This is a genomic window from Agrobacterium sp. El2ro-1b, from assembly GCF_048298475.1.
Taxonomy (GTDB): Bacteria; Pseudomonadota; Alphaproteobacteria; order Rhizobiales; family Rhizobiaceae; genus Agrobacterium; species Agrobacterium fabrum.
Genome location: NZ_CP103458.1, coordinates 413,619 through 440,370, shown reverse-complemented (window position 1 = coordinate 440,370; position 26,752 = coordinate 413,619). Strand labels below are relative to the sequence as shown.

30 protein-coding genes are annotated in these 26,752 nt (G+C 59.1%); 13 read left to right on the top strand and 17 right to left on the bottom strand.

Features of this window, described 5'->3' with window-relative positions; translation table 11 throughout:
* Positions 1–111: 111 nt before the first annotated feature.
* Both NYR50_RS02135 and NYR50_RS02130 read right to left on the bottom strand, forming a co-directional pair.
* Positions 112–303: a CsbD family protein gene (locus NYR50_RS02135; protein ID WP_077982800.1), complete on the bottom strand. Its 192-nt coding sequence runs from the start codon at positions 301–303 to the stop codon at positions 112–114.
* Between the two features lie 106 nt (positions 304–409).
* Positions 410–1,015: a YqgE/AlgH family protein gene (locus NYR50_RS02130; protein WP_010971144.1), complete on the bottom strand. Its 606-nt coding sequence runs from the start codon at positions 1,013–1,015 to the stop codon at positions 410–412.
* Positions 1,016–1,176: 161 nt separating this feature from the next.
* Between NYR50_RS02130 and NYR50_RS02125 the strand changes: the two genes are divergently transcribed.
* From NYR50_RS02125 to NYR50_RS02115, 3 genes are all read left to right on the top strand, one after another.
* Positions 1,177–2,025, top strand: a complete 849-nt coding sequence (locus NYR50_RS02125) for a protein-disulfide reductase DsbD domain-containing protein (RefSeq protein ID WP_418136631.1) — start codon at positions 1,177–1,179, stop codon at positions 2,023–2,025.
* A 101-nt stretch (positions 2,026–2,126) separates the two neighbouring features.
* Positions 2,127–2,612, top strand: a complete 486-nt coding sequence (locus NYR50_RS02120; protein ID WP_418136630.1) for a peroxiredoxin — start codon at positions 2,127–2,129, stop codon at positions 2,610–2,612.
* 341 nt (positions 2,613–2,953) lie between these two features.
* Positions 2,954–5,494, top strand: a complete 2,541-nt coding sequence (locus NYR50_RS02115) for an autotransporter domain-containing protein (RefSeq protein WP_418136629.1) — start codon at positions 2,954–2,956, stop codon at positions 5,492–5,494.
* A gap of 14 nt (positions 5,495–5,508) precedes the next feature.
* Here the strand turns inward: NYR50_RS02115 and NYR50_RS02110 are convergent, their stop codons facing one another.
* The 12 genes from NYR50_RS02110 to coxB form a co-directional block, all read right to left on the bottom strand.
* Complete coding sequence (locus NYR50_RS02110; protein WP_418136628.1) at positions 5,509–5,817, bottom strand: Dabb family protein; 309 nt, start codon at positions 5,815–5,817, stop codon at positions 5,509–5,511.
* Between the two features lie 178 nt (positions 5,818–5,995).
* Positions 5,996–6,436, bottom strand: a complete 441-nt coding sequence (gene rnhA / locus NYR50_RS02105) for a ribonuclease HI (RefSeq protein WP_003511799.1) — start codon at positions 6,434–6,436, stop codon at positions 5,996–5,998.
* Positions 6,433–7,401 carry a homoserine kinase gene (locus NYR50_RS02100; RefSeq protein WP_418136627.1) on the bottom strand — a complete coding sequence of 323 codons (969 nt, stop codon included), beginning with the start codon at positions 7,399–7,401 and terminating at the stop codon, positions 6,433–6,435. Before NYR50_RS02100 ends, rnhA begins: the two co-directional genes overlap by 4 nt.
* 91 nt (positions 7,402–7,492) lie before the next feature.
* On the bottom strand, positions 7,493–8,539 hold the full coding sequence (gene ispH, locus NYR50_RS02095) for a 4-hydroxy-3-methylbut-2-enyl diphosphate reductase (protein ID WP_010971140.1): 1,047 nt from the start codon (positions 8,537–8,539) through the stop codon (positions 7,493–7,495).
* A 58-nt stretch (positions 8,540–8,597) separates the two neighbouring features.
* Positions 8,598–9,332, bottom strand: a complete 735-nt coding sequence (locus NYR50_RS02090) for an SURF1 family protein (protein WP_418137327.1) — start codon at positions 9,330–9,332, stop codon at positions 8,598–8,600.
* A gap of 10 nt (positions 9,333–9,342) precedes the next feature.
* Positions 9,343–9,729, bottom strand: coding sequence for a DUF983 domain-containing protein (locus tag NYR50_RS02085; RefSeq protein ID WP_080825725.1), 387 nt, complete (start codon positions 9,727–9,729; stop codon positions 9,343–9,345).
* A gap of 260 nt (positions 9,730–9,989) precedes the next feature.
* Positions 9,990–10,865, bottom strand: a complete 876-nt coding sequence (locus NYR50_RS02080) for a cytochrome c oxidase subunit 3 (protein WP_418136626.1) — start codon at positions 10,863–10,865, stop codon at positions 9,990–9,992.
* A gap of 61 nt (positions 10,866–10,926) precedes the next feature.
* The gene (locus tag NYR50_RS02075; RefSeq protein WP_006309822.1) at positions 10,927–11,544 is read right to left on the bottom strand and encodes a cytochrome c oxidase assembly protein; all 618 of its coding nucleotides are present in this window, start codon (positions 11,542–11,544) and stop codon (positions 10,927–10,929) included.
* A 28-nt stretch (positions 11,545–11,572) separates the two neighbouring features.
* Positions 11,573–11,704, bottom strand: a complete 132-nt coding sequence (locus NYR50_RS02070) for a hypothetical protein (protein WP_003509137.1) — start codon at positions 11,702–11,704, stop codon at positions 11,573–11,575.
* Positions 11,704–12,657 (bottom strand): heme o synthase, encoded by a 954-nt coding sequence (locus NYR50_RS02065; RefSeq protein WP_418136625.1) that lies wholly within the window; start codon positions 12,655–12,657, stop codon positions 11,704–11,706. The genes NYR50_RS02070 and NYR50_RS02065 overlap by 1 nt, the downstream gene beginning before the upstream one ends.
* A gap of 389 nt (positions 12,658–13,046) precedes the next feature.
* Positions 13,047–14,744 (bottom strand): cytochrome c oxidase subunit I, encoded by a 1,698-nt coding sequence (gene ctaD / locus NYR50_RS02060; protein ID WP_418136624.1) that lies wholly within the window; start codon positions 14,742–14,744, stop codon positions 13,047–13,049.
* A gap of 14 nt (positions 14,745–14,758) precedes the next feature.
* Complete coding sequence (coxB, locus tag NYR50_RS02055; protein ID WP_418137326.1) at positions 14,759–15,622, bottom strand: cytochrome c oxidase subunit II; 864 nt, start codon at positions 15,620–15,622, stop codon at positions 14,759–14,761.
* A gap of 432 nt (positions 15,623–16,054) precedes the next feature.
* Here coxB and NYR50_RS02050 point away from each other — a divergent pair, with 432 nt between their 5' ends.
* The 4 genes from NYR50_RS02050 to NYR50_RS02035 all read left to right on the top strand — a co-directional run bounded on the left by NYR50_RS02050 (position 16,055) and on the right by NYR50_RS02035 (position 19,385).
* The gene (locus NYR50_RS02050; protein ID WP_010971134.1) at positions 16,055–16,579 is read left to right on the top strand and encodes an invasion associated locus B family protein; all 525 of its coding nucleotides are present in this window, start codon (positions 16,055–16,057) and stop codon (positions 16,577–16,579) included.
* Positions 16,580–16,660: 81 nt separating this feature from the next.
* Positions 16,661–18,076, top strand: coding sequence for a metalloprotease TldD (gene tldD, locus NYR50_RS02045; RefSeq protein ID WP_418136623.1), 1,416 nt, complete (start codon positions 16,661–16,663; stop codon positions 18,074–18,076).
* 190 nt (positions 18,077–18,266) lie between these two features.
* Entirely contained in the window at positions 18,267–18,704 is a 438-nt protein-coding gene (locus tag NYR50_RS02040) for a bleomycin resistance protein (RefSeq protein WP_174009059.1), read from the top strand.
* A gap of 6 nt (positions 18,705–18,710) precedes the next feature.
* On the top strand, positions 18,711–19,385 hold the full coding sequence (locus NYR50_RS02035; protein ID WP_418136622.1) for an HAD family hydrolase: 675 nt from the start codon (positions 18,711–18,713) through the stop codon (positions 19,383–19,385).
* On the opposite strand, the gene NYR50_RS02030 is transcribed toward NYR50_RS02035, so the two are convergent.
* Positions 19,374–19,682, bottom strand: coding sequence for a MazG nucleotide pyrophosphohydrolase domain-containing protein (locus NYR50_RS02030; protein WP_418136621.1), 309 nt, complete (start codon positions 19,680–19,682; stop codon positions 19,374–19,376). The genes NYR50_RS02035 and NYR50_RS02030 overlap by 12 nt on opposite strands.
* Before the next feature lie 152 nt (positions 19,683–19,834).
* Here NYR50_RS02030 and NYR50_RS02025 point away from each other — a divergent pair, with 152 nt between their 5' ends.
* A complete protein-coding gene (locus tag NYR50_RS02025) occupies positions 19,835–20,614 on the top strand; it encodes a sulfite exporter TauE/SafE family protein (protein ID WP_174007687.1) in 780 nt (259 codons plus the stop codon).
* Between the two features lie 30 nt (positions 20,615–20,644).
* Here NYR50_RS02025 and pdxH read toward each other — a convergent pair whose 3' ends face one another.
* Entirely contained in the window at positions 20,645–21,265 is a 621-nt protein-coding gene (gene pdxH, locus NYR50_RS02020) for a pyridoxamine 5'-phosphate oxidase (RefSeq protein WP_418136620.1), read from the bottom strand.
* Positions 21,266–21,321: 56 nt separating this feature from the next.
* Here pdxH and NYR50_RS02015 point away from each other — a divergent pair, with 56 nt between their 5' ends.
* The 4 genes from NYR50_RS02015 (at position 21,322) to NYR50_RS02000 (ending at position 24,660) form a co-directional block, all read left to right on the top strand.
* Complete coding sequence (locus NYR50_RS02015; RefSeq protein ID WP_111805604.1) at positions 21,322–21,771, top strand: RT0821/Lpp0805 family surface protein; 450 nt, start codon at positions 21,322–21,324, stop codon at positions 21,769–21,771.
* A 207-nt stretch (positions 21,772–21,978) separates the two neighbouring features.
* Entirely contained in the window at positions 21,979–23,094 is a 1,116-nt protein-coding gene (locus NYR50_RS02010) for a DnaJ C-terminal domain-containing protein (RefSeq protein WP_418136619.1), read from the top strand.
* Between the two features lie 131 nt (positions 23,095–23,225).
* The gene (fabI, locus tag NYR50_RS02005; protein WP_006309809.1) at positions 23,226–24,044 is read left to right on the top strand and encodes an enoyl-ACP reductase FabI; all 819 of its coding nucleotides are present in this window, start codon (positions 23,226–23,228) and stop codon (positions 24,042–24,044) included.
* 22 nt (positions 24,045–24,066) lie between these two features.
* Positions 24,067–24,660 carry a histidine phosphatase family protein gene (locus NYR50_RS02000; protein ID WP_418136618.1) on the top strand — a complete coding sequence of 198 codons (594 nt, stop codon included), beginning with the start codon at positions 24,067–24,069 and terminating at the stop codon, positions 24,658–24,660.
* A gap of 258 nt (positions 24,661–24,918) precedes the next feature.
* Here NYR50_RS02000 and NYR50_RS01995 read toward each other — a convergent pair whose 3' ends face one another.
* Positions 24,919–25,179, bottom strand: a complete 261-nt coding sequence (locus tag NYR50_RS01995) for a DUF1344 domain-containing protein (protein WP_006309807.1) — start codon at positions 25,177–25,179, stop codon at positions 24,919–24,921.
* Positions 25,180–25,616: 437 nt separating this feature from the next.
* Here NYR50_RS01995 and aroC point away from each other — a divergent pair, with 437 nt between their 5' ends.
* Complete coding sequence (gene aroC / locus NYR50_RS01990; protein WP_174007684.1) at positions 25,617–26,711, top strand: chorismate synthase; 1,095 nt, start codon at positions 25,617–25,619, stop codon at positions 26,709–26,711.
* Positions 26,712–26,752 lie beyond the last annotated feature (41 nt).

Genomic DNA, 26,752 nt, shown 5'->3' with positions numbered 1-26,752 from the left:
TCGGCATGACGAACGTGTCAGCCTGGGCCCACGCATGACAAGAGCGCATGTGCGAGAACACATGCGCTCCACGCGCCCGGTTGTGGGAGGGGCGCATCAATTCATGCAATATTACATGCGGTCGACGGCGCCCTTGACAGCGTCTTTCGCCTTACCAACGGAGGACTGAACCTTGCCCTTGGTTTCCTGGGCGGCACCCTTGGCGCGCAATTCGTCATTGCCCGTCGCTTCGCCGACGTTTTTCTTCACCTTGCCAGCAACTTCATTGGCTTTACCGGCGATCTTGTCAGATGTGCTACCCATATTACTTCTCCCTAGTTAAGCCGTACTTTCTGTTCGGCTTTCCGGGTGAGTAACGTCGGGGATCAGGATTTGGTTCCAGCAAAAAACAATCGAGAACAAAATGGGCTCAGGCGTGCCCGGCATCCGTGGAGAGCATACGGGCATCGACGCCCATCAGGGCCAGCGCCCGCTCATATTTATTGTCCAGGCCACGGTCGAAGATCAGCTCTTCCGCGGCCGGGCAATTCAGCCAGCCATTATTGGCGATCTCGTTTTCCAGCTGGCCAGGACCCCAGCCGGCATAACCGAGCATCATGGTCGCCTTTTGCGGGCCACGGCCATTGGAAATGGCACGGACAATATCGAGCGTCGCCGTCAGTGAAATATCATCGCTGACCGGAATGGAGGATTCGCTCAAATAATCATCCGAATGCAGCACGAAGCCGCGGCCTGATTCGACCGGGCCGCCGCACTGGATCGGAAACTCGCGGGTGCGGTTGGGCAGCATGATCGCGTCGTTGCTATCCACCAGCTTCAGATGCAGCAGGATGTCCGTGAAGGTGATCTGCTGCGGGCGGTTGATGATGAAGCCCATGGCGCCGGCGTCCGAATGGGCGCAGATATAGATCACCGAACGGGCAAAATTGCCATCGTCCAGCCCCGGCATGGCGATCAGGAACTGGCTGTCGAAAGAGCCACGTTCGCGTTTGTCCATCAGGGTTGAAAAGCTCACCGGCGCCTCCAGCAGACCGCATTTCGTCATTGAACGAAAAACGGTATTCGCACTTCGACAAGGGACAGGATGCGACATAGTATCCGATCAATCAACCGAAAATGATGAACCGCACGAATTCGTAACTGGTCCGCAGGGCGATGTTGGGTTAGACGGGAAGCATGAGCTCCAGTCTATTCTTTCGATTTTCACATCTTCGCCTCGCCGTCGTATTCGCCGCCCTTCTCGGTGGCGGGCAAGCCGCGCAGGCCGAAATTACCGACTGGGCAAGAAGCGAAGGCGGCCAGATGCGCGTGGCAAGCCTTGCCATGGATGCTGACGGCGTGGTGCGCGGCGTGCTGCAGATCGAGCCGAAGGACGGCTGGATAACCTATTGGCGCGAACCGGGCGAAGCCGGCATACCGCCGCAGATCACCGCCGATCCGGCAAGCGGCGTCAGCCTGACCACCATGGCCTATCCCGTCCCGAAACTGATCGAGAACGGCGATATCACCGATATCGGTTATGACCACGCCGTCAGCCTTCCCTTTCAGCTGAAGGCCACCGATCCGGCGGCAAGCGGGACGATCGACATCACCGCCTTCATCGGCGTGTGCCAGAATATCTGCATTCCCTTCGAGGCGAAATTTTCCATCAGCCGCGGCAATGCTACCGATGATGACAGTGAGGAACGCCGCCTTCTCGAAGAGGCGCGCGAGACCCTGCCCGAAGCGGCTTCCGACGATTTCAAGGTCATCGATTTCCACATTACGCCCGACAAGACCATGCTCGGCGTGCAGCTGCAGCTCCCGGAAAATGCGCCCAAGGAGACCGAAATCTTCATCGCCGGCCCTTCCGGTTTTGCCTATTACGAACCGCAGAACCTGGTGCGCGACAAGCGCAAGCTCTCCTTCTACATGAACATCAAAGGCCTGCCGAAGACCTACCAGTTGCCGGGCAACAGCTGGCCCATCCTGGTCAAATCCGGTGACCGGGCGATGGAAACGGTGCTGAATTTTCCCAAGCCCTGAGCGGGTGTCCGGCATACGGCATTTCAGACGAAAACCGCATGACAGATTTCATGTCCCTGCTCTATAGTTCGCGCGAACCGAACGGCCACAGGAGCACGGACATGACCATCAAGATCGGCGAAAAACTGCCTTCAGCAACCTTCAAGGAAAAGACGGCCGATGGCCCGGTGGATACCACCACGGACGCGCTTTTCGGCGGCAAGAAGGTGGTTCTCTTTGCTGTTCCCGGCGCTTTCACCCCCACCTGCTCGCTGAACCATCTGCCGGGCTATCTCGAAAATCGCGACGCCATTCTCGCCAAGGGCGTGGATGATATCGCCGTCATTTCCGTCAATGACTGGCATGTGATGGGCGCCTGGGCGCAATCGTCGGGCGGCCAGGGCAAAATCCACTTCCTTGCCGATTGGGACGCTTCCTTCACCAAGGCGCTCGGCCTCGATGCCGATCTTTCCGGCGGCGGTCTTGGTGTGCGCTCGAAGCGTTATTCGATGCTGGTAGAAGACGGCGTGGTGAAGTCTCTGAATGTCGAAGAGAACCCCGGCCAGGCGACCGTGTCGGCCGCCGCGGCAATGATTGAGCAGCTTTAACAAGCCCATTCTTAAGTACACAACTTCATACATCAAATATTAATCAGGCCCGCGGACTTATCGTTCGCGGGCCTTGACGAATCACGAGCACTTCAGACAAATTACTCAAGATATAAGTCGATATTTACTTATATATATACAGATTTAATTTAGTTAAATAAAAAATAATTAAATTTATCTGCCTAATAAACTATGAAAAGCAGATAATACATATCAATACTTAAATTCATTCATTTATTCACAAATGGGCATGATGCGCCATCCACAAAATATTCCTGCCCTTAGTCCGTTGAACCCTGTCTAGGTTCGTCACAGGGTACGACACCGGAGAAAAGGTGGGTATGTGCTGCAACACGTCAACAATTTTCCAGCCTCACTCGATTTTCTTTTCACACAAAAACTTGATTGGAGCTTGTGCGCTGAACGCCCCAGTGCCGCGCCGCCCTGCGGCTCTGTCACCGCGCCCGAGGACGGGCTGGCTATCAGCAAAACCTCTGACATTTCTCTTCACCGTTCCAATGTTGCTCGGACTGAACTGCGTCGCCACAGCAGGTGACATTCCGGGCTTCCCCTATGTTCGCTGGCTCAAAGGAGCAGGAACGAATTTCGTCAACGGCATCAGCGGAGACGGGTCTGTCGCGGTCGGATATTCGATTTCCAGCAATGGCCCGCGACCTTTTCGCTGGGAGGTGGCGACGGGAACGCTGCGCTATATTGATGGTGGGATTGAAGCAAATGGTGGCCGCCCCGAGAAGACAAATGTGGACGGCTCCGTGATCGTGGGCACCTCCAGTAGCGACCAGGCGTTCCGCTGGACCGCGAGAACCGGAATGAGGACACTTGGCACCCTACAGGGGATCGGCAAATCCTCCGCCACGGGCGTGAGTGGCGATGGGTCGATCATCATTGGTGTATCCGAAAATGCTGATGTGCAGCGAGCATTTCGCTGGTCAGCGGCCACCGGTGTCATGACAGCGATTGACATGCCCGCGGATGTAACCTCTTCCGTTGCCACTGACGTCAGCCTCGATGGAAGAGTTGTTGTCGGGGAATACTTTACCGCGGCGAACGTGCACGCCTTTCGTTGGACCGCAACAGATGGTGCTGTCGATATCGGAACACTTCCCGGTTCGTACGGTGCGCGTGCGTTAGCGACCAATACGGACGGCACGATTGTCGCGGGGGTCTCCAGATTCGTCGTGCAAGTGCCGATCGAAGTGTTGGAGGACAGGGCGGGAAAGTTCGACGGAACTGACATCAAAGACGGTCCCGTCAACCCCGACGTCAAAATGTTCATTGATGAATGGCATGCCTTCCGATGGAACGCTGCCACAGGATCAATGCAGCCGCTTGAGGTAATTCCGAACGGAAGTGGCTCTATACCCTATGCCATGAGCGCGGACGGTTCGGTCATTGTCGGGAACTGGCAATCCGCCAGCGGTCAGCGCGGCTTCCGCTGGACCGAACCTGGCGGAATGCTGTCCGTTGAGGACTGGTTGCGGAACAATGGTGTCCCTATCGCCAGCGACTTCACAAGTACCGCTACGGACGTAAGCGCCGATGGCAACATCGTTGTGGGCCGAACAAGAAATAACACATCTTACATAGCCCGAATCGTGCTTGCTGTCTCCGCCACAGCGGACCCGCGCACCAATCTTGACAATGTGGATACGGTGACACCTGCAGATCCAGGGAGTAGCGGAAGACAACCGCGAGGAATCGATCCCACCAATAGAGCGGTAACCTCAACTACGCCTTCGGCATCGTCCGGCACCACCTCCTCCTCTCCATCATCTACCTCATCTGCATCCGCCTCGCCCTCCGGCTCTTCCAATACTTCCACATCGCCCGCAACCACGACATCTGGCGCAGCGTCGACACCTACTGCATCTTCTGTTTCCTCACCCGGTTCCGCCGCCAAAACTGGCCATTCCATCCTTCCTGCGCGTTCGGGCATCATCGATCTGGATCAATATGCGGGGACGATTGCAGCAAGGCCGAATGCGGGTGTCGGCCTCAACATTGCCAATACCGTTCTCGACGGCGCGCATGGCATGCCGATGCGCAGCCTGCTGGAGCCGGGCCGTCAATCTTTTTCCATCGTCAGCGATGTTGGTCACAATGACGGCCGCGATGCGGCTGGCGCTTTTGGTATTGCCGATATCGGCTATGGTTTCGGGCTCGACGGTGGCGCGACGGCGCGCATCACCTTTGGCGGCCTTTACGACCAACGCGATATCAATACCGGCGGTGACTTCATTCACAGCGGCTTCTACATCGCTCCCGAGATCAGCCTGCCGCTCACTGACGGCCTATATGCCACCATTGGCGGTTATTATGCACCCGGCAGGATGTCGATCGAGCGCGGTTACCTCAATGGCGGCGCGATGGATTATTCGCGCGGAGAGGCCGATCTCGACGCATGGGCGGCGAAACTGCGCATCGACTGGCTGGATGCCCTGACAATCGGCGAATGGAACCTGACGCCCTATGCCGGCGTGACCTATGCGAAAGCCGAGATGGGCGCTTATGCGGAAACCGGCGGGGCGTTTCCGGCCCGTTTTGATGCGAGCGGCCAGCAATCCACCATCATTCGCGCAGGTCTTGATGGCGTCACCGATCTCAGCGACTCGATCCGCCTCCTGGCAAGAGCCGAGGCGGCCTACCGGCTGGAAAAGAAGACGGCAGCGACCACGGGCACCATTGACGGCTTGATGGGGTTTTCCTTCGCCGGGCAAGATATCGACCGCTTCTGGCTGCGCGGCGGCCTTGGTGCGGAATTCGATGTGGCGGGCGGGACGGCATCACTGAACCTAAACGTCACCACCGAGGGCGGCGATCCCAACCTATGGGTTCGGACCGGCTGGAAGATCGCCTTCTGACCGGTCGCGCCCCTTTATACATTCATGTCGAACACCAGAAGCCCTGCAAGGCCGCCATCGGTCAGTGAGACGAGGCGTTCCCCCGCTTCCAGGTGCTTGGGATGGGCGAGGTAGTCATCGCGGGCTTCGGGGCTTTCCAGCGTAACGATAAAGCCGTCGACGAAACCGCCATTCAGGCCTTCGGGCGAGATGTTCTGGCCGTATTTAATATCGACGATCCCCGGTATCTCGTCCTTCAGGGCCGCAATCGCCTCGAAAGCAGCGTGTTTTTCAGAGGATGCCGTCGCAGCCTTGAACCTTAGAAATACACAATGCAGGATCATCCGAATGTCTCCTCCGCTGGAACGCCGCCCAAGCTGTTTGACGACAAGATAAGTCGGGTTTCAGTTTTCACAACCCCCAATCGGGCCGCAAATCGGTCTCTCAATCGGACGCCCCAATCGGGATTGAGCGTCGCGCCCGCCCAGAGGCAGTTACGCCGTCAAGACAGCAGGCCTTGCGTTACCGGCGTTTGAAGGGCTCCATGCCCTTGCGCGCCAGTTCATCGGCGCGCTCGTTTTCCGGGTGGCCGGCATGGCCCTTCACCCAATGCAGAGTGACCTTGTGGCGCTCCTGCGCCGCTTCCAGCGCCTGCCATAGCTCGACATTCTTGACCGGCTTGTTATCGGCGGTTTTCCAGCCCTTCTTTTTCCAGCCAAAAATCCACTTGGTGATGCCGTCCTTCACATAGGCGCTGTCGGTATAAAGATCGACCTCGCAGGGGCTCTTCAGCGCGTTGAGCGCCGAGATCGCCGCCAGCAGTTCCATGCGGTTGTTGGTGGTGTCGGCTTCGCCGCCGGACAATTCCTTTTCGGTCTCGCCATAACGTAGCACCGCACCCCAGCCGCCCGGCCCGGGATTGCCGGAGCAGGCGCCATCGGTGAAAATATCGACGTGTTTCATTCGCCCGCCAACCCATATTCGGCGACATTGGCGATCGTGCGGTGGAAGCGCAGCTTGCGCAGATATTCCAGCGGGTCCTTCCTCACCACCAGCGCGCCGGCCGGCGTCGTCAGCCAGTCGTAAAGCCGGGTCAGGAAGAAACGCAGCGCCGAACCGCGCGCCAGCAATGGCAGTGCTTCCAGTTCCGCCTCGCTCATCGGGCGTACCGACTGGTAACCTTCCAGCAGCGCCTTGCCCTTGGTGACGTTGTAAGCGCCGTCCTTTTCGAAGCACCAGGCGTTCAGGCAGATCGACACGTCATAAGCGAGCAGGTCATTACAGGCGAAATAAAAGTCGATCAGGCCGGAAAGCTCGTCTCCGAGGAAGAAGACATTGTCCTGAAAAAGATCCGCATGGATGACGCCTGCCGGCAAATCTTTCGGCCAATGGGCGGCGAGATAATCGATCTCCGGGCGAATCTCTTCCCTCAACCCCTTCTCCACCTCATCAGCACGCTCTTCGGATTTGTCCCACAGCACTTTCCAGCCATCGACCGAGAGCGCGTTGGACCGTTTGATCTCGAACCCCTCGCCGGCCAGATGCATGGCGGCCAGCGCCTTGCCGACTTCCCGGCAATGTTTCGCTTCCGGTTTTCTCAGCCACATGCCTTCGAGGAAGGAAATGAGCGCTGCCGGACGGCCCGACAATTCGCCCAGCAATTCGCCATCCTTGCGCGGCAGCGGCAAGGGGCAGGTCAGACCCTTGGCGGCCAGATGCTGCATGAGACCGAGGAAGAACGGCAGATCGTTTTTCTCCACGCGCTTTTCATAAAGCGTGAGGATCAGCGGATCTTTGGTGGTGTGCAGCAGGAAATTGGAGTTTTCGACACCCTCGGCAATGCCCTTATAGGAGGTGAGGCTGCCGACGTCATATTGCGTGAGGAAATTCCTCAGATCATCTTCGGTAATATCAGTATAAACTGCCAATTTTATATCTCTTGATGAAGGAAGGAATGGAAATCCAGGGGAGCATGCCAAAGGTAGGGCGAAAACCGCCCTTGCTCAGCGCCACCCCGCTTCAGATACCGGCGGTGGCTTTTGGCGGCAGCGCGTTGCTGGCATTGCCATTAACGAAGGCCATGTCATCCGTCGTCAGCTCGATGCTGCGCAGCTCGCGGTTGACGAGGAAATGTTCCGTTTCCTCAACCGTCACGGCGAGATCGAGCGTGGTATCGAAACGCGCCTTGAAGGCCTCGATGATCTCATCAACGATGACTTCTGGGGCGGACGCGCCAGCGGACAAGCCCACCGTGCGGATGTCGCCGATCTCATTCCAGTCAATTTCCGACGCCCGCTGCACCAGCACGGAGTGTTTGGCGCCGGCGCGCAGCGCCACTTCCACCAACCGCTTTGAATTGGAGGAATTGGGGGCGCCAACGACGATGAAGAGATCGCAGCCGGGGGCTGCCTGCTTCACCGCATCCTGACGGTTGGTGGTTGCGTAACAGATGCTGTCGGCGGCAGGCGCCTGAATGGCCGGGAACCGTTCCTGCAGCCTGGCGATGACACCGGCGGTATCATCGACCGAAAGCGTCGTCTGCGTGACGAAACCGAGGTTTTCACGGTCGACCGGCTCGTAAACACCCGCATCTTCCACCGTCTCGACCAGTGAGACCGTGCCTTCGGGCAGCTGCCCCATGGTACCGATGACCTCAGGGTGACCGGCATGACCGATCAGCACCACATGACGGCCGAGGCGCTGGTGGCGCATGGCCTGCTTATGGACCTTGGAGACCAGCGGGCAAGTCGCGTCGAGATAAAAAAGGTTACGTGCCTGCGCATCTTCAGGCACGGATTTCGGCACGCCATGGGCGGAAAAGACCACCGGCTGCTCACGATGCTCGGCCGGGATTTCATGCAATTCCTCGACGAAAATCGCGCCCTTGGCTTCCAACCCTTCAACAACGTAACGATTATGCACGATTTCGTGGCGAACATAGACCGGTGCGCCATAGGCTTTCAGCGCCAGCACGACGATCTGAATCGCCCTATCCACGCCCGCGCAAAAGCCGCGCGGTCCGCACAGCCTTATCGTCAAAGGGGGTTTGGAAACGGCGATGTTCATTCGTGCTCCTTGGCGCGCTCCTTGGCCTTGCCCGGCAAGCTACCGGACGGCGCGCTCTTCATTCACCCTGCGCCTTACCGTTCCGGAAATAGGCAAAACCGGCGACGATGACAAGGGCCGCCGCCAGACCATACCACGTTATCGCATATTGGAGGTGATTATTGGGCAAATCTATCAGCGTCACACCGCCCTGCGGCCAGCCGCCGGGATTAGGCGCATTGTCGGCATCCACGAAGAGTTTGACCAGCCGGTCGGGCGGCACCTCGGCGCTGGACGCCATCGCCGCCAGATCCTTCCAGTAGAAGATATTCTTGGCGATATCATTGTCCGGCAACAGCGAGGATGGTTTTGCAACCAGCGGCGCGCGCGCCAGTCCCGTTATCGTCACCTCGCCACTCACCTGGCCATCGGGCCGTTTGGCCGCTTCCTTCATCTCGAAGGGCACGAAGCCACGATTGACGAAAAGAATGCGGCCGTCGGCGAGTGTCAGCGGCGTATAGATATAATAACCGGTCTGGCCCTGATGGGTGGCGAAGAAATGCCGCTCGCGCGCGTGATCGAAAATGCCTGATAGCCTGACCTTGCGGTATTCTATCTCGCCGCCGCTTTTTACGATGGCCTCGATATCGGAGAGCGTGGCGGGACTTGCGTTGCGCCTTTCCTCGATATCGGCCATCAGCGCCTCTTTCCAGTAGAGCCGTTTCACCTGCCAGGTGCCGAGCCCGAGAAGAATGGCAAGCGCAAGCAACACCAGCGGCGCGGCGAACCAGACCCGCCGTTGCGCCGCCTTCATGTGGGAAACGTCATTCACGATCAAGCCTGCCTTCGCTTGCATTGTTGCGGTATTGCAGCGCAATCATGATCCCTTTCAGCTTGCGCAGCAGCACGAGAGAGACAATCACCGTAAACGGCAACCAGAGCATGACATGCACCCAGACGGGCGGGGCAAAACGCTGATCGACCCAGAGCGCCAGCCCAACGACCAGAAAACCGACGATCAGCATGACGAAAACGGCCGGACCATCCCCCGCATCGGCAAAGCCGTAATCCAGTCCGCAGGCGCTACAGGCGGGTTTGGGTGTCAGAAAGCCATCGAATAGCCGGCCATTGCCACAACGGGGGCAGCAGCCTTTCAAGCCCACCTTGATGGGATCGACAGGCGCGAAATTTCCGTTTGGTGTTTCAGACATGAGGACCTCCCGCTCCCGCTGGCAAAAACCTCAAAGAGTGCGTGGCGCTTCGGGTAGTCGCATATGACCCGGCATTGCGGCTGGTTTCTTCTCCCCAAGGGGGAGAAGGTGGCCCGAAGAGTCGGATGAGGGGGTAAGCTCTCCGGATATCTCTACCCTTGCCCCCTCATCCCGCTGCCGCGACCTTCTCCCCGGCGGGGAGAAGAAATACGTGGCGCTCGCTCGGCCGAGAAGCAACGTGGTGGGCTACACGGCGTAAGTTAACCGTGCAGCGGCGCGCCCCAGCCACCCCAGATATAGATGGCGAAGAACAGGAACAGCCAGACGACGTCAACGAAGTGCCAGTACCAGGCGGCCGCTTCGAAGCCGAAATGCTGCTTGGGCGTGAAACCGCCGGCGATGGCGCGGAACAGGCAGACCAGCAGGAAGACAGTGCCGACGAAGACATGGAAACCGTGGAAACCGGTGGCCATGAAGAAGGTCGCGCCGTAGATCGAATTTTTGAAGTCGAACGGTGCGTGAATGTATTCGTAAATCTGCACAGTGGAGAACAGGACGCCGAGCGCGACGGTCAATGCCAGACCCGAGATCAGGCCCTTGCGATCATTATGCAGCAGGGCATGATGCGCCCAGGTGACGCAGGTGCCCGAGAGAAGCAGGATGACGGTGTTGTAGAGCGGCAGATGCCAGGGATCGATGACCTCAATGCCCTTCGGTGGCCATTGACCGCCGGTATATTCGAGGCGCGACGCCTGGATGGCCTCATGCGGGAAGAGGCTGGCATCGAAATAGGCCCAGAACCAGGCGACAAAGAACATCACCTCGGAGGCGATGAACATGATCATGCCGTAACGCAGATGCAACGAAACCACGCGGGTATGGCTGCCCTCATTGGCTTCCTTGATCGTGTCCGCCCACCAGGCGTACATGACGTAAAGCACGATGACGAGACCGATATAGAACAGCCAGGGGTTGGCCAGTTCCGCACCGAACAGCTTGAAGGAGCCGCCCGACAGGTAACGCATGTAGCAGACGCCGCCGAAAGTCATGATGAAGGCGCCGATCGAGGCCAGAAGCGGCCACGGGCTCGGGTCTATGATGTGGTAATCGTGGTTCTTCTGATGCGTGTCTGCCATTGCGACAATCCCCTGGTATCTCTTCCCTGATCCGGCCCCCTCAAAAGACCCGGATCTCCTCTTACAATTTGCTGTCGCCAGATTCTGTCTTTACCGGCAAGGACGCAACCGGTTTTTCGGTTTTGGCCGGATAAAACGTATAGGACAGCGTTAAAGTATGGACGCTCTTGGTTTCGCGCGCCGTGGCGATGTCAGGATCGACAAAAAACACCACCGGCATTTCCAGCGTTTCGCCCGGCTGCAGCGTCGTTTCGGTGAAGCAGAAACACTCCACCTTGTTGAAATAGGCACCGGCTTCCATCGGCGTGACGTTGAACACCGCCGTGCCCGTGGTCGCCACCGGTGAACGATTGGTCGCCTTGAAGGTCACCTTTATCGTCTCGCCGATCTTCGGCTTGACCATCTTGTCAACAGGGCGGAAATCCCAGTTGAGGCCGTTCGACGTATTGGCGTCGAAGGTGACGTTGATGGTCTTGTCGAGAATGACGTCGGAATATTGCTCCACACGCTGCGTCGTGCCGTTGTAACCGGTGACGCGGCAGAACAGGCTGTAGAGCGGCACGGCGGCATAGGCCATGCCGATCATGGCGCAGAAAAACACCAGACAGAGCACGAGGATGGAACGGTTGCTCACCCGCTGCGAGCCGGCCCGCGCTGTTTCTGCTTCCATATTCGCCATGTCCTCCCCTCCTCCTATGCTCAGACCGTCAATGCGAGCCGATCTTGATGATGGTGATGACGTAGAACAGCACCACCAGACCGGCGAGCAGGACGCCGAGTGCAATATTGCGCCCACGTCTCGATTTTTTCTGCGCCGCGCTCAGTTCCACCGTTTCCATTACAGGACTCCCGAAATCACGGCCTTCAGGGCCGGCGCGAAATGATCGGCCAGAAGGCCGGAGAAAATCGCGAAGAGATAAAGCACCGAATAGGCGAACATCTTCTTGGCGGGCAACATCTTCTCGTCGCCTTCAGGCATGCGCCGGACATCGAACGAACAGTAGACGAAGATCGCGCTCAGCACGGCGGCGAAAATGCCGTAACCGGCGCTCGCCAGACCCGTGAAATAGGGCGCAACGGCGGCCGCCGCGGTCAGCACCGCATAAACGATCATCTGGTTCTTGGTGGAACGCTCGCCCGCTACATTTGGCATCATCGGAATGCCGACCGCGCCGTAATCACGCATCTTGAACAGCGCCAGCGCCCAGAAATGCGCCGGCGTCCACAGGAAGATGATCAGGAACAGGATGACGCTATCAAGCGAAACGCCGCCGGTGACGCAGGCCCAGCCGAGCATGGGCGGGAAAGCGCCGGCAGCACCGCCGATGACGATGTTCTGCGGCGTCGAGCGCTTCAGCCACATCGTATAAACGACGGCATAAAAGAAGATGGTGAAGGCAAGCAGGCCGGCGGAGAACCAGTTGACCGCAAGGCCGAGGATGACCACCGAGAAGGCTGACAGCGTCAGGCCGAAGGCAAGAGCTTCGCGCGGCGCGATGCGGCCCGACGGGATCGGCCGCTTGGCGGTGCGGGTCATCACGGCATCGATATCGGCATCGTACCACATGTTGAGCGCACCCGACGCACCCGCGCCGACGGCGATACAGAGAATGGCAATAAGCCCGAGAACAGGGTTGATTTCACCTGGCGCCAGCACGAGGCCGGCAAAGGCCGTGAAGACGACGAGCGACATGACGCGCGGCTTCAGCAACTCGAAATAATCGCGTGCGCCGGCTTCCGAAAGTTCGGAGCTTTCTGCGCCCATCATGTCGCGATCGTCGATTACGGTCATTTCCTGTCCTGTTTCCTTCAGATGCCGCCTGCCGCGACACCCCTTGCACCGGCCCGAAAAACGAATGGGATTTCCGGCATGCGCGATGCGTCAATTCATGGGTCCCGAACGTCCTGGCAGGCGCGACACCGGTCTAAACCGATGTCATCATGTGCCGGCCAATCGCCGCGCCCTGCCGCCATTCGTCTGCGCTCGCTTTTCATAAAGGCCAGATTTGGCATTTATCATGTCCGGGCATGTATCACGTCGGACGGAAAGCATCGCTTGGACAAAATGTCACGCGGCAGGAGAAGCTGCCCGTTCGGGAAACGGCACGGACCCAACCGCGCCGCCCCTCTTTTTCAGCAGCCGGAATGCGCAAGCCGAGCCTGCGCCTTCCGGCCCGCGCATCAGCGAATGCGCGGAAGCTGTTCCCACTGGTGGTAAGGCGGCGGCGAAGACAGCTGCCATTCGAGCGTCGTCGCACCCTCACCCCAGGGATTGTTGCCGGCGATCCGCTTCTTGGCGAAGGCTTCCCAGACGCCGAAGAGGAAGATGCCCACGGCAACAGCCGAGATATAGGAACCGTAAGACGATACCAGGTTCCAGCCGGCATAGGCATCGGGATAATCGATGTAGCGGCGCGGCATGCCGGCGAGACCGAGGAAGTGCTGCGGGAAGAAGATCAGGTTCACGCCGATGAACATGACCCAGAAATGCAGCTTGCCGATGAACTCGTTGTACATGTAGCCGGTGATCTTCGGGAACCAGTAATACCAGCCGGCGAAGATCGCAAAGACGGCGCCGAGCGACAACACGTAGTGGAAGTGAGCCACGACGTAATAGGTATCGTGCAGCGAACGGTCGAGACCGGCATTGGCGAGCTGCACGCCGGTGACACCACCGACCGTGAACAGGAAGATGAAGCCGATTGCCCAGACCATCGGGGTCGAGAAGGTCAGCGAACCGCCCCACATCGTCGCAATCCACGAGAATATCTTGATCCCCGTCGGCACCGCGATGACCATGGTGGCGAAAACGAAGTAGCGCTGTGCCTCGAGCGACAGGCCGACCGTATACATGTGGTGGGCCCAGACGATGAAGCCGACGGCGCCGATGGCGACCATGGCGTAAGCCATGCCGAGATAACCGAAGACCGGCTTCTTGGAGAAGGTGGACACGATGTGGCTGATGATGCCGAAACCGGGCAGGATCAGAATGTACACTTCCGGGTGACCGAAGAACCAGAACAGGTGCTGGTAGAGGATCGGATCACCGCCGCCTTCCGGCGAGAAGAACGCCGTGCCGAAGTTACGGTCGGTCAGAAGCATGGTGATACCACCCGCCAGAACCGGAAGCGAAAGCAGGAGCAGGAATGCGGTAACCAGAACCGACCAGGCAAACAGCGGCATCTTGTGCAGTGTCATGCCCGGGGCGCGCATGTTCAGGATGGTGGTGATGAAGTTGATGGCACCGAGGATCGAGGATGCACCGGCGACGTGCAGCGAGAAGATCGCAAGATCCACCGCCGGCCCGGGCATGCCACTGGTCGACAGAGGCGGATACATGGTCCAGCCGCCGCCCACACCATAAGCACCCGCCGGACCTTCGACGAAAAGCGACAGGAGCAGCAGGATGAAGGCCGGAACGATCAGCCAGAAGGAAATATTGTTGAGGCGCGGGAAAGCCATGTCAGGAGCGCCGATCATGATCGGGATCATCCAGTTGGCAAAACCGCCGATCATCGCCGGCATGACCATGAAGAAGATCATGATCAGCGCGTGCGCCGTCGTGAACACATTGAACATGTGCTTGCCGCCGTCGATGGCAGCGTCGCCCTCGAAGCCGTAGACCATGGAAGCCAGACCGTGGAAGATCTGGATGCCCGGCTCCTGCAGTTCCATACGCATGACGACCGAAAGACCGCCACCGATGATGCCCGCCATGATCGCGAAGATCAGGTAGAGCGTGCCGATGTCCTTGTGGTTGGTGGACAGGAACCAGCGGGCAAAGAAGCCCGGTGTATGAGAATGCGCATCATGCGAATGATCGTCATGAGCGGTATGACCATGCGAGTGATGATCGTCGTGTGCGGAAGGTCCAGCCATTGTCGTCACTCCAGTCAGTTGGTTTCGTTGGCGGCAACGTCGACCGTGCGCGGAGCGCCATCGACGGAGGCCATCAGCGCCCGGTTCGCAGCATTCAGGTCTGAAGCGGCGGCGGTGTGCCAGGCATTGTACTGCTGTTCGGAAACCACCCGAATGGCGATCGGCATGAAGGCGTGGTCCTTGCCGCAAAGCTCGGAACATTGGCCGTAATACAGGCCTTCCTTCTCCGGCTTGAACCATGTTTCGTTGAGGCGACCCGGAACGGCATCGATCTTGACGCCGAAAGCGGGCATGGCGAAGGCGTGGATGACATCCGTCGGAGCTGCCGTCACCAAAAGGCGAACTGTCTTGCCGACCGGAACGACCATTTCATTGTCGACCGCGAGAAGACGCGGATAGCGGGCCTTGTCTTCCTTGCCGGCAGCGGCGCGATCCTGATCCTTCAGCAGGTAGCTGTCGAAGGAGAGCGGCTCTGCGCCCTCGGCGGCGTTGTACTCATAGCTCCACAGCCACTGCGTGGCGGTCGCCTTCAGCGTCAGGTCCGGGTTTTCCGGCTGCGTCAGCTGCGCGTTCAGAAGATTGAACGAGGGGAAAGCGAGGAACAGGAGAATGAGCACCGGCGCCAGCGTCCACACCACCTCGATTGCCGTGTTATGGCTGGTCTTGGAAGCCACGGGATTTTTCGCGGCGCGGAATTTCAGGGCAACGATGATGAGCAGCGCAAGAACGAAAAGCGTGACCGGAACAATGAACCACAACGTATATTGTTCGAACCAGCGTATTTCGTGCATGATCGGCGTGGCGGCCTCCTGCATGCCCATTTGCCAATGCACCGGCTGATCGGCGTGGGCGCCGACAGCCGTGAGCAGACAGGTCATCCCCGCCAGTGCTGCGTAAATCCTATTCGTCACGGTACCCTCTCCCTCACGCGTCTGATCTAGATCAATCACAGACGCAGAATCCATGCTTATGGTACTAACTTAAAACCACAGTTTGCCCTCTGCCGCAATATGCGTCGGGACACGGATGCGCCCCAATTTTGCCATTGATCAATCCACGACCGACTTTCCCGCACCCTGTGTCCAAGCCGACCCGCTGAACGCGATTTCGAGCAGCCCAAATGCGACAAAGCCCCGTCTTCCAGCCGGTTTGATCGCCGGAAAACAAATGACACGTCCGGCAAATCAGACGGCTATCCGGCCCAACAGGTCCTATTTCCGCCCAACTCCGCTGGAATTGAAGGCGCTAGGCTTTTTTTTCCGGATTATGGCGTCAAAATAGCCGCACTGATTCGAATCCCAGAGGTATCCATGCGTCTTTCCCCGCTCGCGCGCACTTTTCTTGCCGCCGCCGGTCTTGCCATCATCGCCCCCGCTGCCGCGGCGCTGGCGCAACAGCAGCCGCCCGGCACGCCGAAGTCGACGCATGGCGCATGGTCGGTCATCTGCGACAAGCCGGCAGGCGCATCCGAAGAACAATGCGCGCTGATGCAGAACGTGATTGCCGACGACCGTCCGGAAGTCGGCCTTTCGGTGGTCATCCTGAAAACCGCGGACCGCAAGTCGCGTATCCTGCGCATCCTCGCACCGCTCGGCGTGCTTCTGAAGGACGGCATGGAGCTTTACATCGACAACAACAATATCGGCCGGGCCTATTTCACCCGCTGCTTTTCCGAAGGCTGCTATGTGGAAGTCGATATTGATGACGAGTTGCTGAAGGTGCTGCGTGCCGGCAAGAACGCCGTCTTCGCGCTGCGCGAATCCGTCGATCAGGATCGCGTTGGCATTCCAATCGAACTTTCCGGCTTTGCAGAGGGCTACGACGCGCTTCCCTGATGCATCGTCGTGACGGGCAGCCTTGCGTCTGCCCGTTCCAGTGCCTAAATCGGTCATGAACGATCATGACTGGAGCCTGAAATGACCGACGACCTTGTAAAACTCTTCGATTGCGATGAAACGCAATTGCGCAAGCTCGTCGGAGAGGCGCTTGCCGGTGCTGACGATGGCGAATTGTTCATCGAACATGCCCAGGCCGAATCGTTGACCTTCGACAATGGCCGCCTGAAGGGCGGGTCCTTCAACACCGACCAGGGTTTCGGCCTGCGCGCCGTTGCCGGCGAGACGGTGGGTTACGCCCATGCCGGCGAGCTTTCCGAAGGGGCGCTGAAGCGCGCTTCGGATGCGGTGGGCGCTGTCACCAGGGGTTATTCCGGCTCCTATGCCGCCGCACCCCAGCGCACCAACAAGAAGCTCTACGGCGACGAAAACCCGATCGGCAGCCCGAGCTTCGAGGAAAAGGTGAAGCTGCTCACCGATATCGACGCCTACTTGCGCGACAGGGACGACAAGGTCCGGCAGGTGACGGCGACGATTTCCGCCAGCTGGCAGGTGGTGGATATTCTGCGTGCCGATGGCCATCGCGTCAGCGACATCCGTCCCATGACCCGCATCAACATCTCCGTTGTGGCGGGTGAAGGCGACCGGCAGGAAAGCGGCTCCTACGGCATTGGCGGCCGCGTCGGTTTCGGCGATTTCATCACCACGGAAAACTGGCAGCGCGGCGCAGATGAAGCGCTGCGGCAGGCGCTCGTCAACCTCACCGCCATCGATGCGCCGGCCGGCACCATGGATGTGGTGCTCGGCTCCGGCTGGCCCGGTGTCATGCTGCACGAGGCGGTCGGTCACGGTCTGGAAGGCGATTTCAACCGCAAGAAGACCTCGGCCTTTGCCGGCCTGATGGGCGAGATGGTGGCCGCCCCCGGCGTGACGGTCGTGGATGACGGCACCGTCGACAGCCGCCGCGGTTCGCTGACCATCGACGACGAAGGCACGCCCTCGGCCTATAATGTGCTGATCGAGAATGGCAGGCTTGTTGGTTATATGCAGGACCGCCAGAACGCCCGGCTGATGGGCGCAAAAGCGACCGGAAACGGCCGCCGCCAGGGTTATGCCTATGTGCCGATGCCGCGTATGACCAATACCTACATGCTCTCAGGCGACAAGACGCCAGAGGAGATCATCGCCTCCGTTAAAAAGGGCATCTATGCCGTTTCCTTCGGCGGCGGACAGGTGGACATCACCTCAGGCAAATTCGTGTTCGGTTGCACCGAGGCCTACCTTATCGAAAACGGCAAGATCGGCGCGCCGGTGAAGGGCGCGATGCTGATCGGCAACGGGCCGGATGCGATGAAGCGCGTCTCGATGATCGGCAATGATTCCAAGCTCGATACCGGCATTGGCAATTGCGGCAAAGCCGGGCAATGGGTGCCGGTCGGTGTCGGCCAGCCGCATCTGCGTATGGACCAGATCACCGTGGGTGGCACGAAGGCGTAGTTCAGCGACACACGCACGGTGACGGGAGCAGCGACAGTTCTCACTCGCAGCGTCGCAGCCCCACCAGCCCACAACCTCACACATGGCTGCCATGACGAGGTTTCCTCTGGCGTGCAGCCCGGAAGACGATAAGATCATCGTTTATGGCAGGCCATCCTCCCATCGCCCGGCCTGCGCGACAAAGGAGACCCTGACCATCATACGAAATGCCCTCGTTCCCGAGCTTGCCGTCAGCGATTGGCAGAAGAGCCGCGCATTTTATTGCGATCTGATCGGTTTTCATGTGGTTTATGAGCGCCCCGAAGAGGGCTTCGCCTATCTGGCGCTGGGCGATGCGCAGCTGATGATCGACCAGATTGGTGCCACCCGGACCTTCGTTTCGGGCAATGCCTCGCTCGAGCCGCCGTTTGGCCGCGGCATGAACCTGCAGCTCGCCGTTCCTTCCCTGCAGCCCATTCTTTTCCGGCTCGAACGGGCCTTGATCGGTCTCGTACTCGAGCCTGAGGAAAAATGGTACAGGCGCGGCACGGTCGAAGTGGGCAACCGGCAATTCATCGTCGCCGATCCGGATGGGTATCTGATCCGCCCGTTCGAAAGCCTCGGCGAACGTCCCTTCCGATTCGGTTGAGCAACCATGCTGCCTTTTCTGCCGCACGCCGTGGTCTTCGACATGGACGGATTGCTGATCGAAAGCGAGACGCTCTATCGCGATTCGTTTCTGGCGGCCTCTGAGGAAGGCGGCCATGGCATGCAGGTCGAGACCTATCAGAAGGTCTGCGGCAGCCCGTGGGATGTCATCACCGGCACCATCCTTGCCGATTATGGCGCGGATTTTCCGATGGAGACCTTCCGTGACGCCTGGCTCCGGCATCTCGGCCTGATGATGGCTGACGGCGTGGCGCTGAAACCCGGCGTCGTCGAAATCCTCGATCTTCTCGACCGGTTCGATATCCGCCGCGCCATCGCCACCTCGTCGCGGCACGATTCAGTGACACGCCATCTCGGTCCTCACGATCTTCTCAGACGTTTCGACACCATCGTCGCGCGTGGCGATTATACCGAGCCGAAGCCCGCACCCATGCCCTATCTCACCGCTGCACGACGGCTTTCTCTCGATCCGGGCCGTTGCCTTGCGCTCGAGGATTCCTATTCCGGCGTCCGCTCGGCGACATCGGCGGGCATGATGACGATCATGGTGCCCGATGTCGCGCCACCGACTGAGGAAATGCGGGAAAGATGCATCGCCGTCGCAAGCGACCTTCACGACGTGGCGGCCATGTTGGAAAAGCTGGAGCCTTCAGGGTTTTGACGGCGTAAAGCGCCACTTGCGCTCGATCGCTCCTTCAATATCGAGACCGTTATAATGGGCCAGCAACAGCACATGGCCGAGGAGATCAGCGGTTTCGTCGGCGAGATCCCGCTTCATCTCTTCTTTGCTCCTACCCTTCATGCGCCCCCGTCCCGTCAGCCGGTTCCAGGCCTGTGTGACCTCGCCAACCTCTTCCTGAAGCTTCAGCATGTACCAGTCCGGATCACGGAATATTCCGTTCTCAGCGGCATATTTTTGCGAGGCCTCTTCAAACCGAGGCATCATGTCAGCAAACATTTGTTCATCCTTTGTTCGTGCGCTACAACTCTAATCATGATTCTCCGGTCTGGTCGATCCGAAACGGTTTTTGCGAGAGTGGATGGAAATCTTGGCGACAGGAGCCTGCGGGCTGGATTAAGAAAGAGCTGTTCGAAACCGTGCCGTCACCCATGTCACATCTCGATTTCTTTTCGTCGCTCATCACCGCGCATAGTCCCATGCTGCTTGCCATGTTTGCGGGGGCCGCGTGCCTTGCCGGCCTTGCCCGCGGTTTTTCCGGTTTTGGTGCAGCGCTCATCTTCATTCCGCTTGCGAGCGCCATTGTCGGCCCGCGTATCGCCTCGGCGGTGCTGCTTGTCGTGGACGGCGTCCTGACGCTCGGCATGATTCCGCCCGCCTTTCGCATGGCGGACCGGCGTGAGGTTTTCATCATGGCGGCCGGCGCTTTTGTCGGCGTGCCGATTGGAACCCTGCTGCTTTCAAAGGGTGATCCGCTGACCCTGCGCTGGCTCATCTCCGGCGTGGTCGTGGTGCTGCTGGTGTTTCTGGTGTCCGGCTGGCGTTACAGCGGCCGGCCGAAGACGCCGCTCACCCTCTTTACCGGGCTTCTGGCCGGATTGTTTTCGGGGGCTGCGCAGCTGGGCGGGCCGCCGGTTGTCGCCTACTGGCTGGGCGGGGCGCTGAAGGGCGCTTTCGTGCGCGCCAATGTCATTCTTTATTTCGCGGTTTCGACGGTGTTTTCCATCGCCAGCTATTTTGTCAGTGGCCTGTTTACCGTCGATGTCTTTGTGTTTTTCCTGCTGGCCCTGCCCTTTTATGCGGTGGGCCTTTATGCCGGCGCGCGATTGCACGGGCTTGCCGATGAAGCGGCGTTCCGGCGCATCTGCTACGGTCTGATTGCCATTTCCGCCGTGATCGGCCTGCCGCTGTTTGATTCGCTGCTGAAATAGGCAGGCCGCGATGGCCTGCCCTGATGGCGTTCAGGGATACATGCGTACCTTGGACCAGTCACCGTCGGGCGTCTCGCGACGGAATTCGATGCGGTCGTGCAGGCGGAACTTGCGGTCGTGCCAGAATTCGATGCTGACGGGGCGGATGCGGAAACCGGACCAATGGGACGGGCGCGGAATTTCGCCGATCGCATATCTGGCGGTATATTCGGCCACCGCCTTTTCCAGCGCGAAACGGCCTTCCAGCGGCCGCGACTGTTTGGAAGCCCAGGCGCCGATGCGGCTGCCGCGCGGGCGCGAGGCGTAATAGACATCCGCCTCCTCGTCGCTCACGATCTCCACCTCACCGCGCAGACGCACCTGCCGGCGAAGGCTTTTCCAGTGGAAACACATGGCTGCTTTTTTCTGGCCGAGAATTTCCTGGCCCTTCTGGCTTTCGAAATTCGTGTAGAAAACAAAGCCGCGGTCATCGACGCCTTTCAGCAGCACCATGCGCACATTCGGCAGGCCATTTTCGTCCACGGTCGCGAGCGCCACCGCGTTCGGATCGTTGATTTCGGAAGCCGTCGCATCCCTCAGCCATTCGGCAAAAAGCGCAAAAGGTTCATTTTCTTCCGTGAAGTCACTGGATGTTAACCCCGTTTCCGACATATTGACTAAAATACTCCCGAGCTGATTTGGACCCCAGAGATGATTTCTGGCGAAAGATGGTGACCGTCATAGCAAAGTCGAACAGTGGAACAAAGGGTCTCCTTTCGTCGGTAGCGGAAGTTTCCGCCGTCGTGTCGATGCTCGTGGTGCTGAGCGGTTGCGTCAGCCTTGACCTGTTCGGCGGCGACAAGGTCGACCGCTCGCTTTCCACCGCCTCCGTGCCCAACCAGCAGAATGGCAGCGTCCAGACCGACGACGTGACCATCCGCAATGCGGTCACATCGGCCGATCTTGCCAAGCTTGCCGACCAGCCGCTGCCCTGGGCCAATGCCGCCACCGGCAGCGCGGGCGTCGTCACCACTATTCATGAAGACAAATCCAGCGGTTTCGTCTGCCGCAATTTCAAGACGACACGCCACTCCTTCGAGGGCGTGGCAGCTTATTCCGGACAGGCCTGCCTATCGGAAACCGGCGAATGGTTGATGACCCGCTTCGAGCAGAAATAATCTGTTTACCCTTCCATGTGGAATAAAACCGGCCCTGCCCCGGCACGCTCCTCCGTAAAGGAGTGATTAGCAACTTATTGCAACAGTCGGCGTTGATTAAACCGAGGGCGTGCAGGCGAATGATCGCAGGCATCCCTTTTCGGAGGGTTAGCTTCAGGATTGCGCCATGAGCGGCGGCAGACTGAGCCAACGTAACTGGTGTTTCGCATGCGCGATCCTTATTCTATCCTCGGTGTGAAACGTGACGCCCGTCACGAGGACATCAAGGCCGCCTGGCGCACGAAGGCGAAAACCGTCCATCCGGACGCCAATCGCGACGATCCCGATGCTTCGGCGCGATTCGCCGAGATCGGACAGGCCTACGATCTTCTGAAAGACCCGAAAAAGCGTGATCTCTACGATCAGGCCCGACAGGCGGCTGAGAAGAAGAAGCGCGGCGAAACCATCATGCAGCAGCGGGAAGCCGCGCGTGAGGCGGCAGAGCGCGCCAAGGCCGCCGAAAAGCTGATGGAAGAACTGGCCCGCGCGGATGCCCGCAACCGGGCGCAGACCGGCCAGAAAACCGACGCCAAGCCGGAAACCGCCGAAGATATCGTCGAGCGGATCTTTGGGGCGGACGCCCAGAACGACCCCAAGGTGCAACAGGCTGCGGAAGCGGCGAAGGCTGCGGCAAGCGCCGCGAAAGGCGATATACCCGCCGCCGGTGATACTGCCCAGTCTACCGCCGGCGATGACAGGACCGCGCCCGCCTCACTGGCCATCAACCTCTTCAACGCCCTCGTGCGCCGTTTCCGCCCCGCGCAGCCGGCTGCAGAAAAGGTGCCTGACATCACGGCGGAAGCCACCGTCACGGTCGCCGATCTTCTGGAACACAAGTGGGTCACGCTGCAGCTCGCCGACGAACGCGAAATCCGCTTCCAACTCGAGGCCGGCATGGCGGATGGGCACGTTGTGCGGCTGAAGGGACAGGGGCTGAAGCTTCCCAACCTGGCGCGTGGCGATCTTGCCGTGACATTGCTGGCCGCCCGGGATGACGCCTTTTCGCTGCGTGGCTTCGACATCCATACGACCTTGCCGATCTCGCTCAGCGACGCGGTTCTCGGCTGCGACGCGAAAGTCGCGACACCGCTCGGCGAAGAAAATATCACCATTCCGGCATGGTCCGGCTCGGACCGCGTGCTGAGGCTCGCCGGCAAAGGCCTTGCCGATGGCAAGGGCGGCTCGGGCGATCTCGTCATAGAATTGCGCATCGTCCTGCTCGAAAAGCCGGATGAGAAGGTGACCGACCTGATGCGGCACATGCGCGAAGGCCTGTATTTGTGAAAGTTTTGCGAATAGCCGGGACAAAGCACCCTTTGTTACGTTCCCTAACAGTTGATGATCTTTGGCAATCTTGAACAGGATTGCAGCCTATGCCATAGGCAGGACCGATCAAAAGTATTAGGGAGCACAAAATGGCTCAGGCATCCGGCCTCATGGCTGGCAAACGCGGCCTCATCATGGGCGTCGCCAATAATCGTTCAATCGCTTGGGGCATTGCAAAGGCCTGCGCGGATGCAGGGGCGGAACTCGCACTCACCTGGCAGGGTGACGCATTAAAGAAGCGCGTAGAACCCTTGGCGCAGGAACTGGGCGCCTTCATGGCCGGCCATTGCGACGTGACCGATCTCGAAACGATCGACGCCGTTTTTGCATCGCTGGAACAGCATTGGGGCAAGATCGACTTCGTCGTGCATGCCATTGCGTTCTCCGACAAGGATGAGTTGACCGGTCGTTATCTCGATACCAGCCGCGACAACTTCAACCGCACCATGGATATTTCCGTGTTCTCGCTGGCCGCCGTTGCAAAGCGCGCAGAGCCTATCATGAATGACGGCGGTTCGATTATCACGCTCACCTATTACGGCGCCGAAAAGGTCATGCCGAACTACAACGTGATGGGCGTGGCCAAGGCCGCTCTTGAAGCCAGCGTACGTTATCTCGCCGTCGACCTCGGCAATCGCGGCATCCGCGTCAACGCCGTTTCCGCCGGCCCGATCAAGACGCTCGCGGCTTCCGGCATCGGCGATTTCCGTTACATTCTGAAGTGGAACGAATATAATGCGCCGCTGAAGCGCACCGTTACCATCGAGGAAGTCGGCAAGTCGGCGCTTTACCTGCTGTCCGACCTTTCGACGGCCGTGACCGGTGAAATCCACCATGTCGATTCCGGTTATCACACCATCGGCATGAAGGCTGTGGATGCGCCTGACATTTCGGTCGTTAAGGACTGACATCTGAAACAGGGGTATCGCCTTGCTCGTCTATGTGATCCGACACGGACAAACGGACTGGAATGCGATACGCCGGCTTCAGGGCCAGAAAGACATTCCGCTCAATGATTTCGGCCGCCAGCAGGCGGTCGGCAATGGCAGGCTTCTCGCCCATTTGCTCGGCGAGCAGGCCACGGATTTCGACTACGTGGCAAGCCCGCTCGGGCGCACGCGTGAGACCATGGAACTGATGCGCGGCGCGATGGGTCTTGATCCCAAGGCCTACCGCACCGACGACCGCTTGATCGAAGTCTCCTTCGGCGACTGGGAGGGGCAGACCCTGCCCGACCTCAAGAAGGAATTCCCCGACCGGGTGAAGGCGCGCAAGGCCAATAAATGGGATTTTATTCCCCCCGGCCAGGATGCCGAAAGCTACGAAATCCTCTCCTGGCGCATCGGCGCATGGCTTTCCTCCGTGGAGGTGCCGACGATATGCGTGTGCCATGGCGGCGTCATCCGCTCGATCTTCCGGCTTGTTTCAGGCATGGACAAGGACGAGGCGTCGAGGACACAAATCCCGCAGGATCGGATTTTGAAGGTCGAGATGGACCGAAACAGTGCAGAATGGATTTCGTGAGGGCGGAAGGAGTATAACCCTCGGCGTTATCATCCCTGAGACGCTTTTATTTGGCTGAACGCCGCCGCTTCTTTCTTCTCCCCGCCGGGGAGAAGGTGGCCCGAAGGGTCGGATGAGGGGGCGAGGCTAGCGATAGACCGAGAGCTTTCCCCCTCATCCCGCTGCCGCGGACTTCTCCCCGGCGGGGAGAAGAAACGGATGCGAACGCTCGTTTCACAACGAGCGTTCTAACGTCATGACTGAGCAAGAGGGCGCAGCTTACTCAACGACCTGGAGATCGTCGACCACGCGTTTCCCATCCACTTCCGTGTAGAAAACCACGACCTTCACGCCCGCCTTCAGGCCTTCGAAATTAAACTCTTCCGGCACGCGATAGGTCTTGCCGTCATTGAGCGTAATACTCAGCCCGTTCGCATCGATCTTGCTGATCGTGCCTTCCACGTCGACGCTCTGGGCGAAGCTGTTGATGGGCATCAGGAGGTTGGCGGTGGCCAGAAGGGCGGCAATCATCATACGCATCGATCTAGCTTTCGTGAATTTGCGTGAAAACCTTACATGCATGAAGAATTGCCTTTCGAATGTGGCGGAAATTGCCCGCAACCATGACATTTTCGGCCCAATTGATGAACGGATTTCAAATCCTGTTCAAGCCGTTAGTGATTTTTACACCGCATTTTCCGGCAATATTGGAAAACTCCGGTTTAAGGTGGAAAACCTCGGCTCTTTTACAATTTCGTCACCTCGGAAAATCCGTCGACACCGTCGAATCGCTTTTCACCGCCCATGTCCGAGACTGTCGTTTTTCGTCGTTTCCCAAGTCGTGAACAGTACGTCACCTTCTTATCCCGTTTGCGATGAAAGAAAGGCTTTTGCCTTGCCCGGATTTTCCACTAAGACAAATCCGCTTGTTTTAAACGGCGCCGTCCACAGGTGCCCTGTTTCCGGTCTTGAGAACTATGTCGCATAACAGTTTCGGTCATCTTTTTCGCGTTACCACCTGGGGTGAAAGCCACGGGCCGTCACTTGGCTGTGTGGTGGATGGTTGCCCGCCCGGCATCCGCTTTACCCTTGCCGAGGTGCAGCACTGGATGGACAAGCGCAAGCCCGGCCAGAGCCGCTTCGTGACCCAGCGCCGCGAGGACGACATTGTGAAGGTTCTTTCCGGCGTGATGCTGGACGAGGACGGCGAGACGATGACGACGACAGGCACGCCGATTTCCATGCTGATCGAAAATACCGACCAGCGCTCCAAGGATTACGGTGAGATTGCCAAGCGTTTCCGCCCCGGCCATGCGGATTTCACCTATGACCTGAAATATGGCATTCGCGATTATCGCGGCGGTGGACGCTCCTCTGCGCGCGAGACGGCGGCCCGTGTCGCCGCCGGCGCAATCGCCCGCAAGGTGGTACCAAGCCTCAATGTGCGTGGCGCGCTGGTGCAGATCGGCAAACACAAGATCAACCGCAACAATTGGGATTGGGGTCAGGTCGACCAGAACCCGTTCTTCTGCCCTGATGCCGAAATGGTGCCCGTCTGGGAAGAGTATCTCGACGGCATCCGCAAGTCCGGCTCCTCCATCGGCGCTGTCGTCGAAGTGGTGGCGGAAGGCGTTCCGGCCGGCATCGGCGCGCCGATCTATGCCAAGCTCGATCAGGATATCGCCTCCAGCCTGATGTCGATCAACGCCGTCAAGGGCGTGGAGATCGGCGAAGGTTTTGCCTCGGCCGAGCTTTCCGGCGAGGAAAATGCCGACCAGATGCGCATGGGCAATGACGGCAAGCCGATTTTCCTCTCCAACCATGCCGGCGGCATTCTGGGCGGCATCGCGACCGGCGAGCCTGTCATCGCCCGCTTCGCCATCAAGCCCACCTCCTCCATTCTGACAGAGCGCCTGTCGATCGATACCGACGGCAACAATGTCGATGTGCGCACCAAGGGCCGCCACGACCCCTGCGTCGGCATTCGCGCCGTGCCGATTGGTGAAGCGATGATCGCCTGCACCGTTGCCGACCATTATCTGAGGGACCGCGGCCAGACCGGCCGGCTTTAGCGGACCGAAAAGTGTGAAGCGGTTTTCGGACAATCCGCTAA

Bases quoted from the DNA above. Each gene is read 5' to 3' on its own strand.
- aroC (WP_174007684.1), top strand. From the start codon at position 25,617: ATGTCGCATAACAGTTTCGGTCATCTTTTTCGCGTTACCACCTGGGGT.
- NYR50_RS02035 (WP_418136622.1), top strand. From the start codon at position 18,711: ATGCTGCCTTTTCTGCCGCACGCCGTGGTCTTCGACATGGACGGATTG.
- NYR50_RS02030 (WP_418136621.1), bottom strand. From the start codon at position 19,682: ATGTTTGCTGACATGATGCCTCGGTTTGAAGAGGCCTCGCAAAAATAT.
- pdxH (WP_418136620.1), bottom strand. From the start codon at position 21,265: ATGTCGGAAACGGGGTTAACATCCAGTGACTTCACGGAAGAAAATGAA.
- NYR50_RS02065 (WP_418136625.1), bottom strand. From the start codon at position 12,657: ATGACCGTAATCGACGATCGCGACATGATGGGCGCAGAAAGCTCCGAA.
- NYR50_RS02085 (WP_080825725.1), bottom strand. From the start codon at position 9,729: ATGTCTGAAACACCAAACGGAAATTTCGCGCCTGTCGATCCCATCAAG.
- NYR50_RS02025 (WP_174007687.1), top strand. From the start codon at position 19,835: ATGTCACATCTCGATTTCTTTTCGTCGCTCATCACCGCGCATAGTCCC.
- ispH (WP_010971140.1), bottom strand. From the start codon at position 8,539: ATGAACATCGCCGTTTCCAAACCCCCTTTGACGATAAGGCTGTGCGGA.
- NYR50_RS02070 (WP_003509137.1), bottom strand. From the start codon at position 11,704: ATGGAAACGGTGGAACTGAGCGCGGCGCAGAAAAAATCGAGACGTGGG.
- NYR50_RS02015 (WP_111805604.1), top strand. From the start codon at position 21,322: ATGGTGACCGTCATAGCAAAGTCGAACAGTGGAACAAAGGGTCTCCTT.
- NYR50_RS02110 (WP_418136628.1), bottom strand. From the start codon at position 5,817: ATGATCCTGCATTGTGTATTTCTAAGGTTCAAGGCTGCGACGGCATCC.
- NYR50_RS02120 (WP_418136630.1), top strand. From the start codon at position 2,127: ATGACCATCAAGATCGGCGAAAAACTGCCTTCAGCAACCTTCAAGGAA.
- NYR50_RS02080 (WP_418136626.1), bottom strand. From the start codon at position 10,865: ATGGCAGACACGCATCAGAAGAACCACGATTACCACATCATAGACCCG.
- rnhA (WP_003511799.1), bottom strand. From the start codon at position 6,436: ATGAAACACGTCGATATTTTCACCGATGGCGCCTGCTCCGGCAATCCC.
- coxB (WP_418137326.1), bottom strand. From the start codon at position 15,622: ATGACCTGTCTGCTCACGGCTGTCGGCGCCCACGCCGATCAGCCGGTG.
- NYR50_RS02115 (WP_418136629.1), top strand. From the start codon at position 2,954: ATGTGCTGCAACACGTCAACAATTTTCCAGCCTCACTCGATTTTCTTT.
- tldD (WP_418136623.1), top strand. From the start codon at position 16,661: ATGACCGACGACCTTGTAAAACTCTTCGATTGCGATGAAACGCAATTG.
- fabI (WP_006309809.1), top strand. From the start codon at position 23,226: ATGGCTCAGGCATCCGGCCTCATGGCTGGCAAACGCGGCCTCATCATG.
- NYR50_RS02075 (WP_006309822.1), bottom strand. From the start codon at position 11,544: ATGGCGAATATGGAAGCAGAAACAGCGCGGGCCGGCTCGCAGCGGGTG.
- NYR50_RS01995 (WP_006309807.1), bottom strand. From the start codon at position 25,179: ATGCGTATGATGATTGCCGCCCTTCTGGCCACCGCCAACCTCCTGATG.
- NYR50_RS02135 (WP_077982800.1), bottom strand. From the start codon at position 303: ATGGGTAGCACATCTGACAAGATCGCCGGTAAAGCCAATGAAGTTGCT.
- NYR50_RS02125 (WP_418136631.1), top strand. From the start codon at position 1,177: ATGAGCTCCAGTCTATTCTTTCGATTTTCACATCTTCGCCTCGCCGTC.
- NYR50_RS02010 (WP_418136619.1), top strand. From the start codon at position 21,979: ATGCGCGATCCTTATTCTATCCTCGGTGTGAAACGTGACGCCCGTCAC.
- NYR50_RS02050 (WP_010971134.1), top strand. From the start codon at position 16,055: ATGCGTCTTTCCCCGCTCGCGCGCACTTTTCTTGCCGCCGCCGGTCTT.
- NYR50_RS02090 (WP_418137327.1), bottom strand. From the start codon at position 9,332: ATGAAGGCGGCGCAACGGCGGGTCTGGTTCGCCGCGCCGCTGGTGTTG.
- ctaD (WP_418136624.1), bottom strand. From the start codon at position 14,744: ATGGCTGGACCTTCCGCACACGACGATCATCACTCGCATGGTCATACC.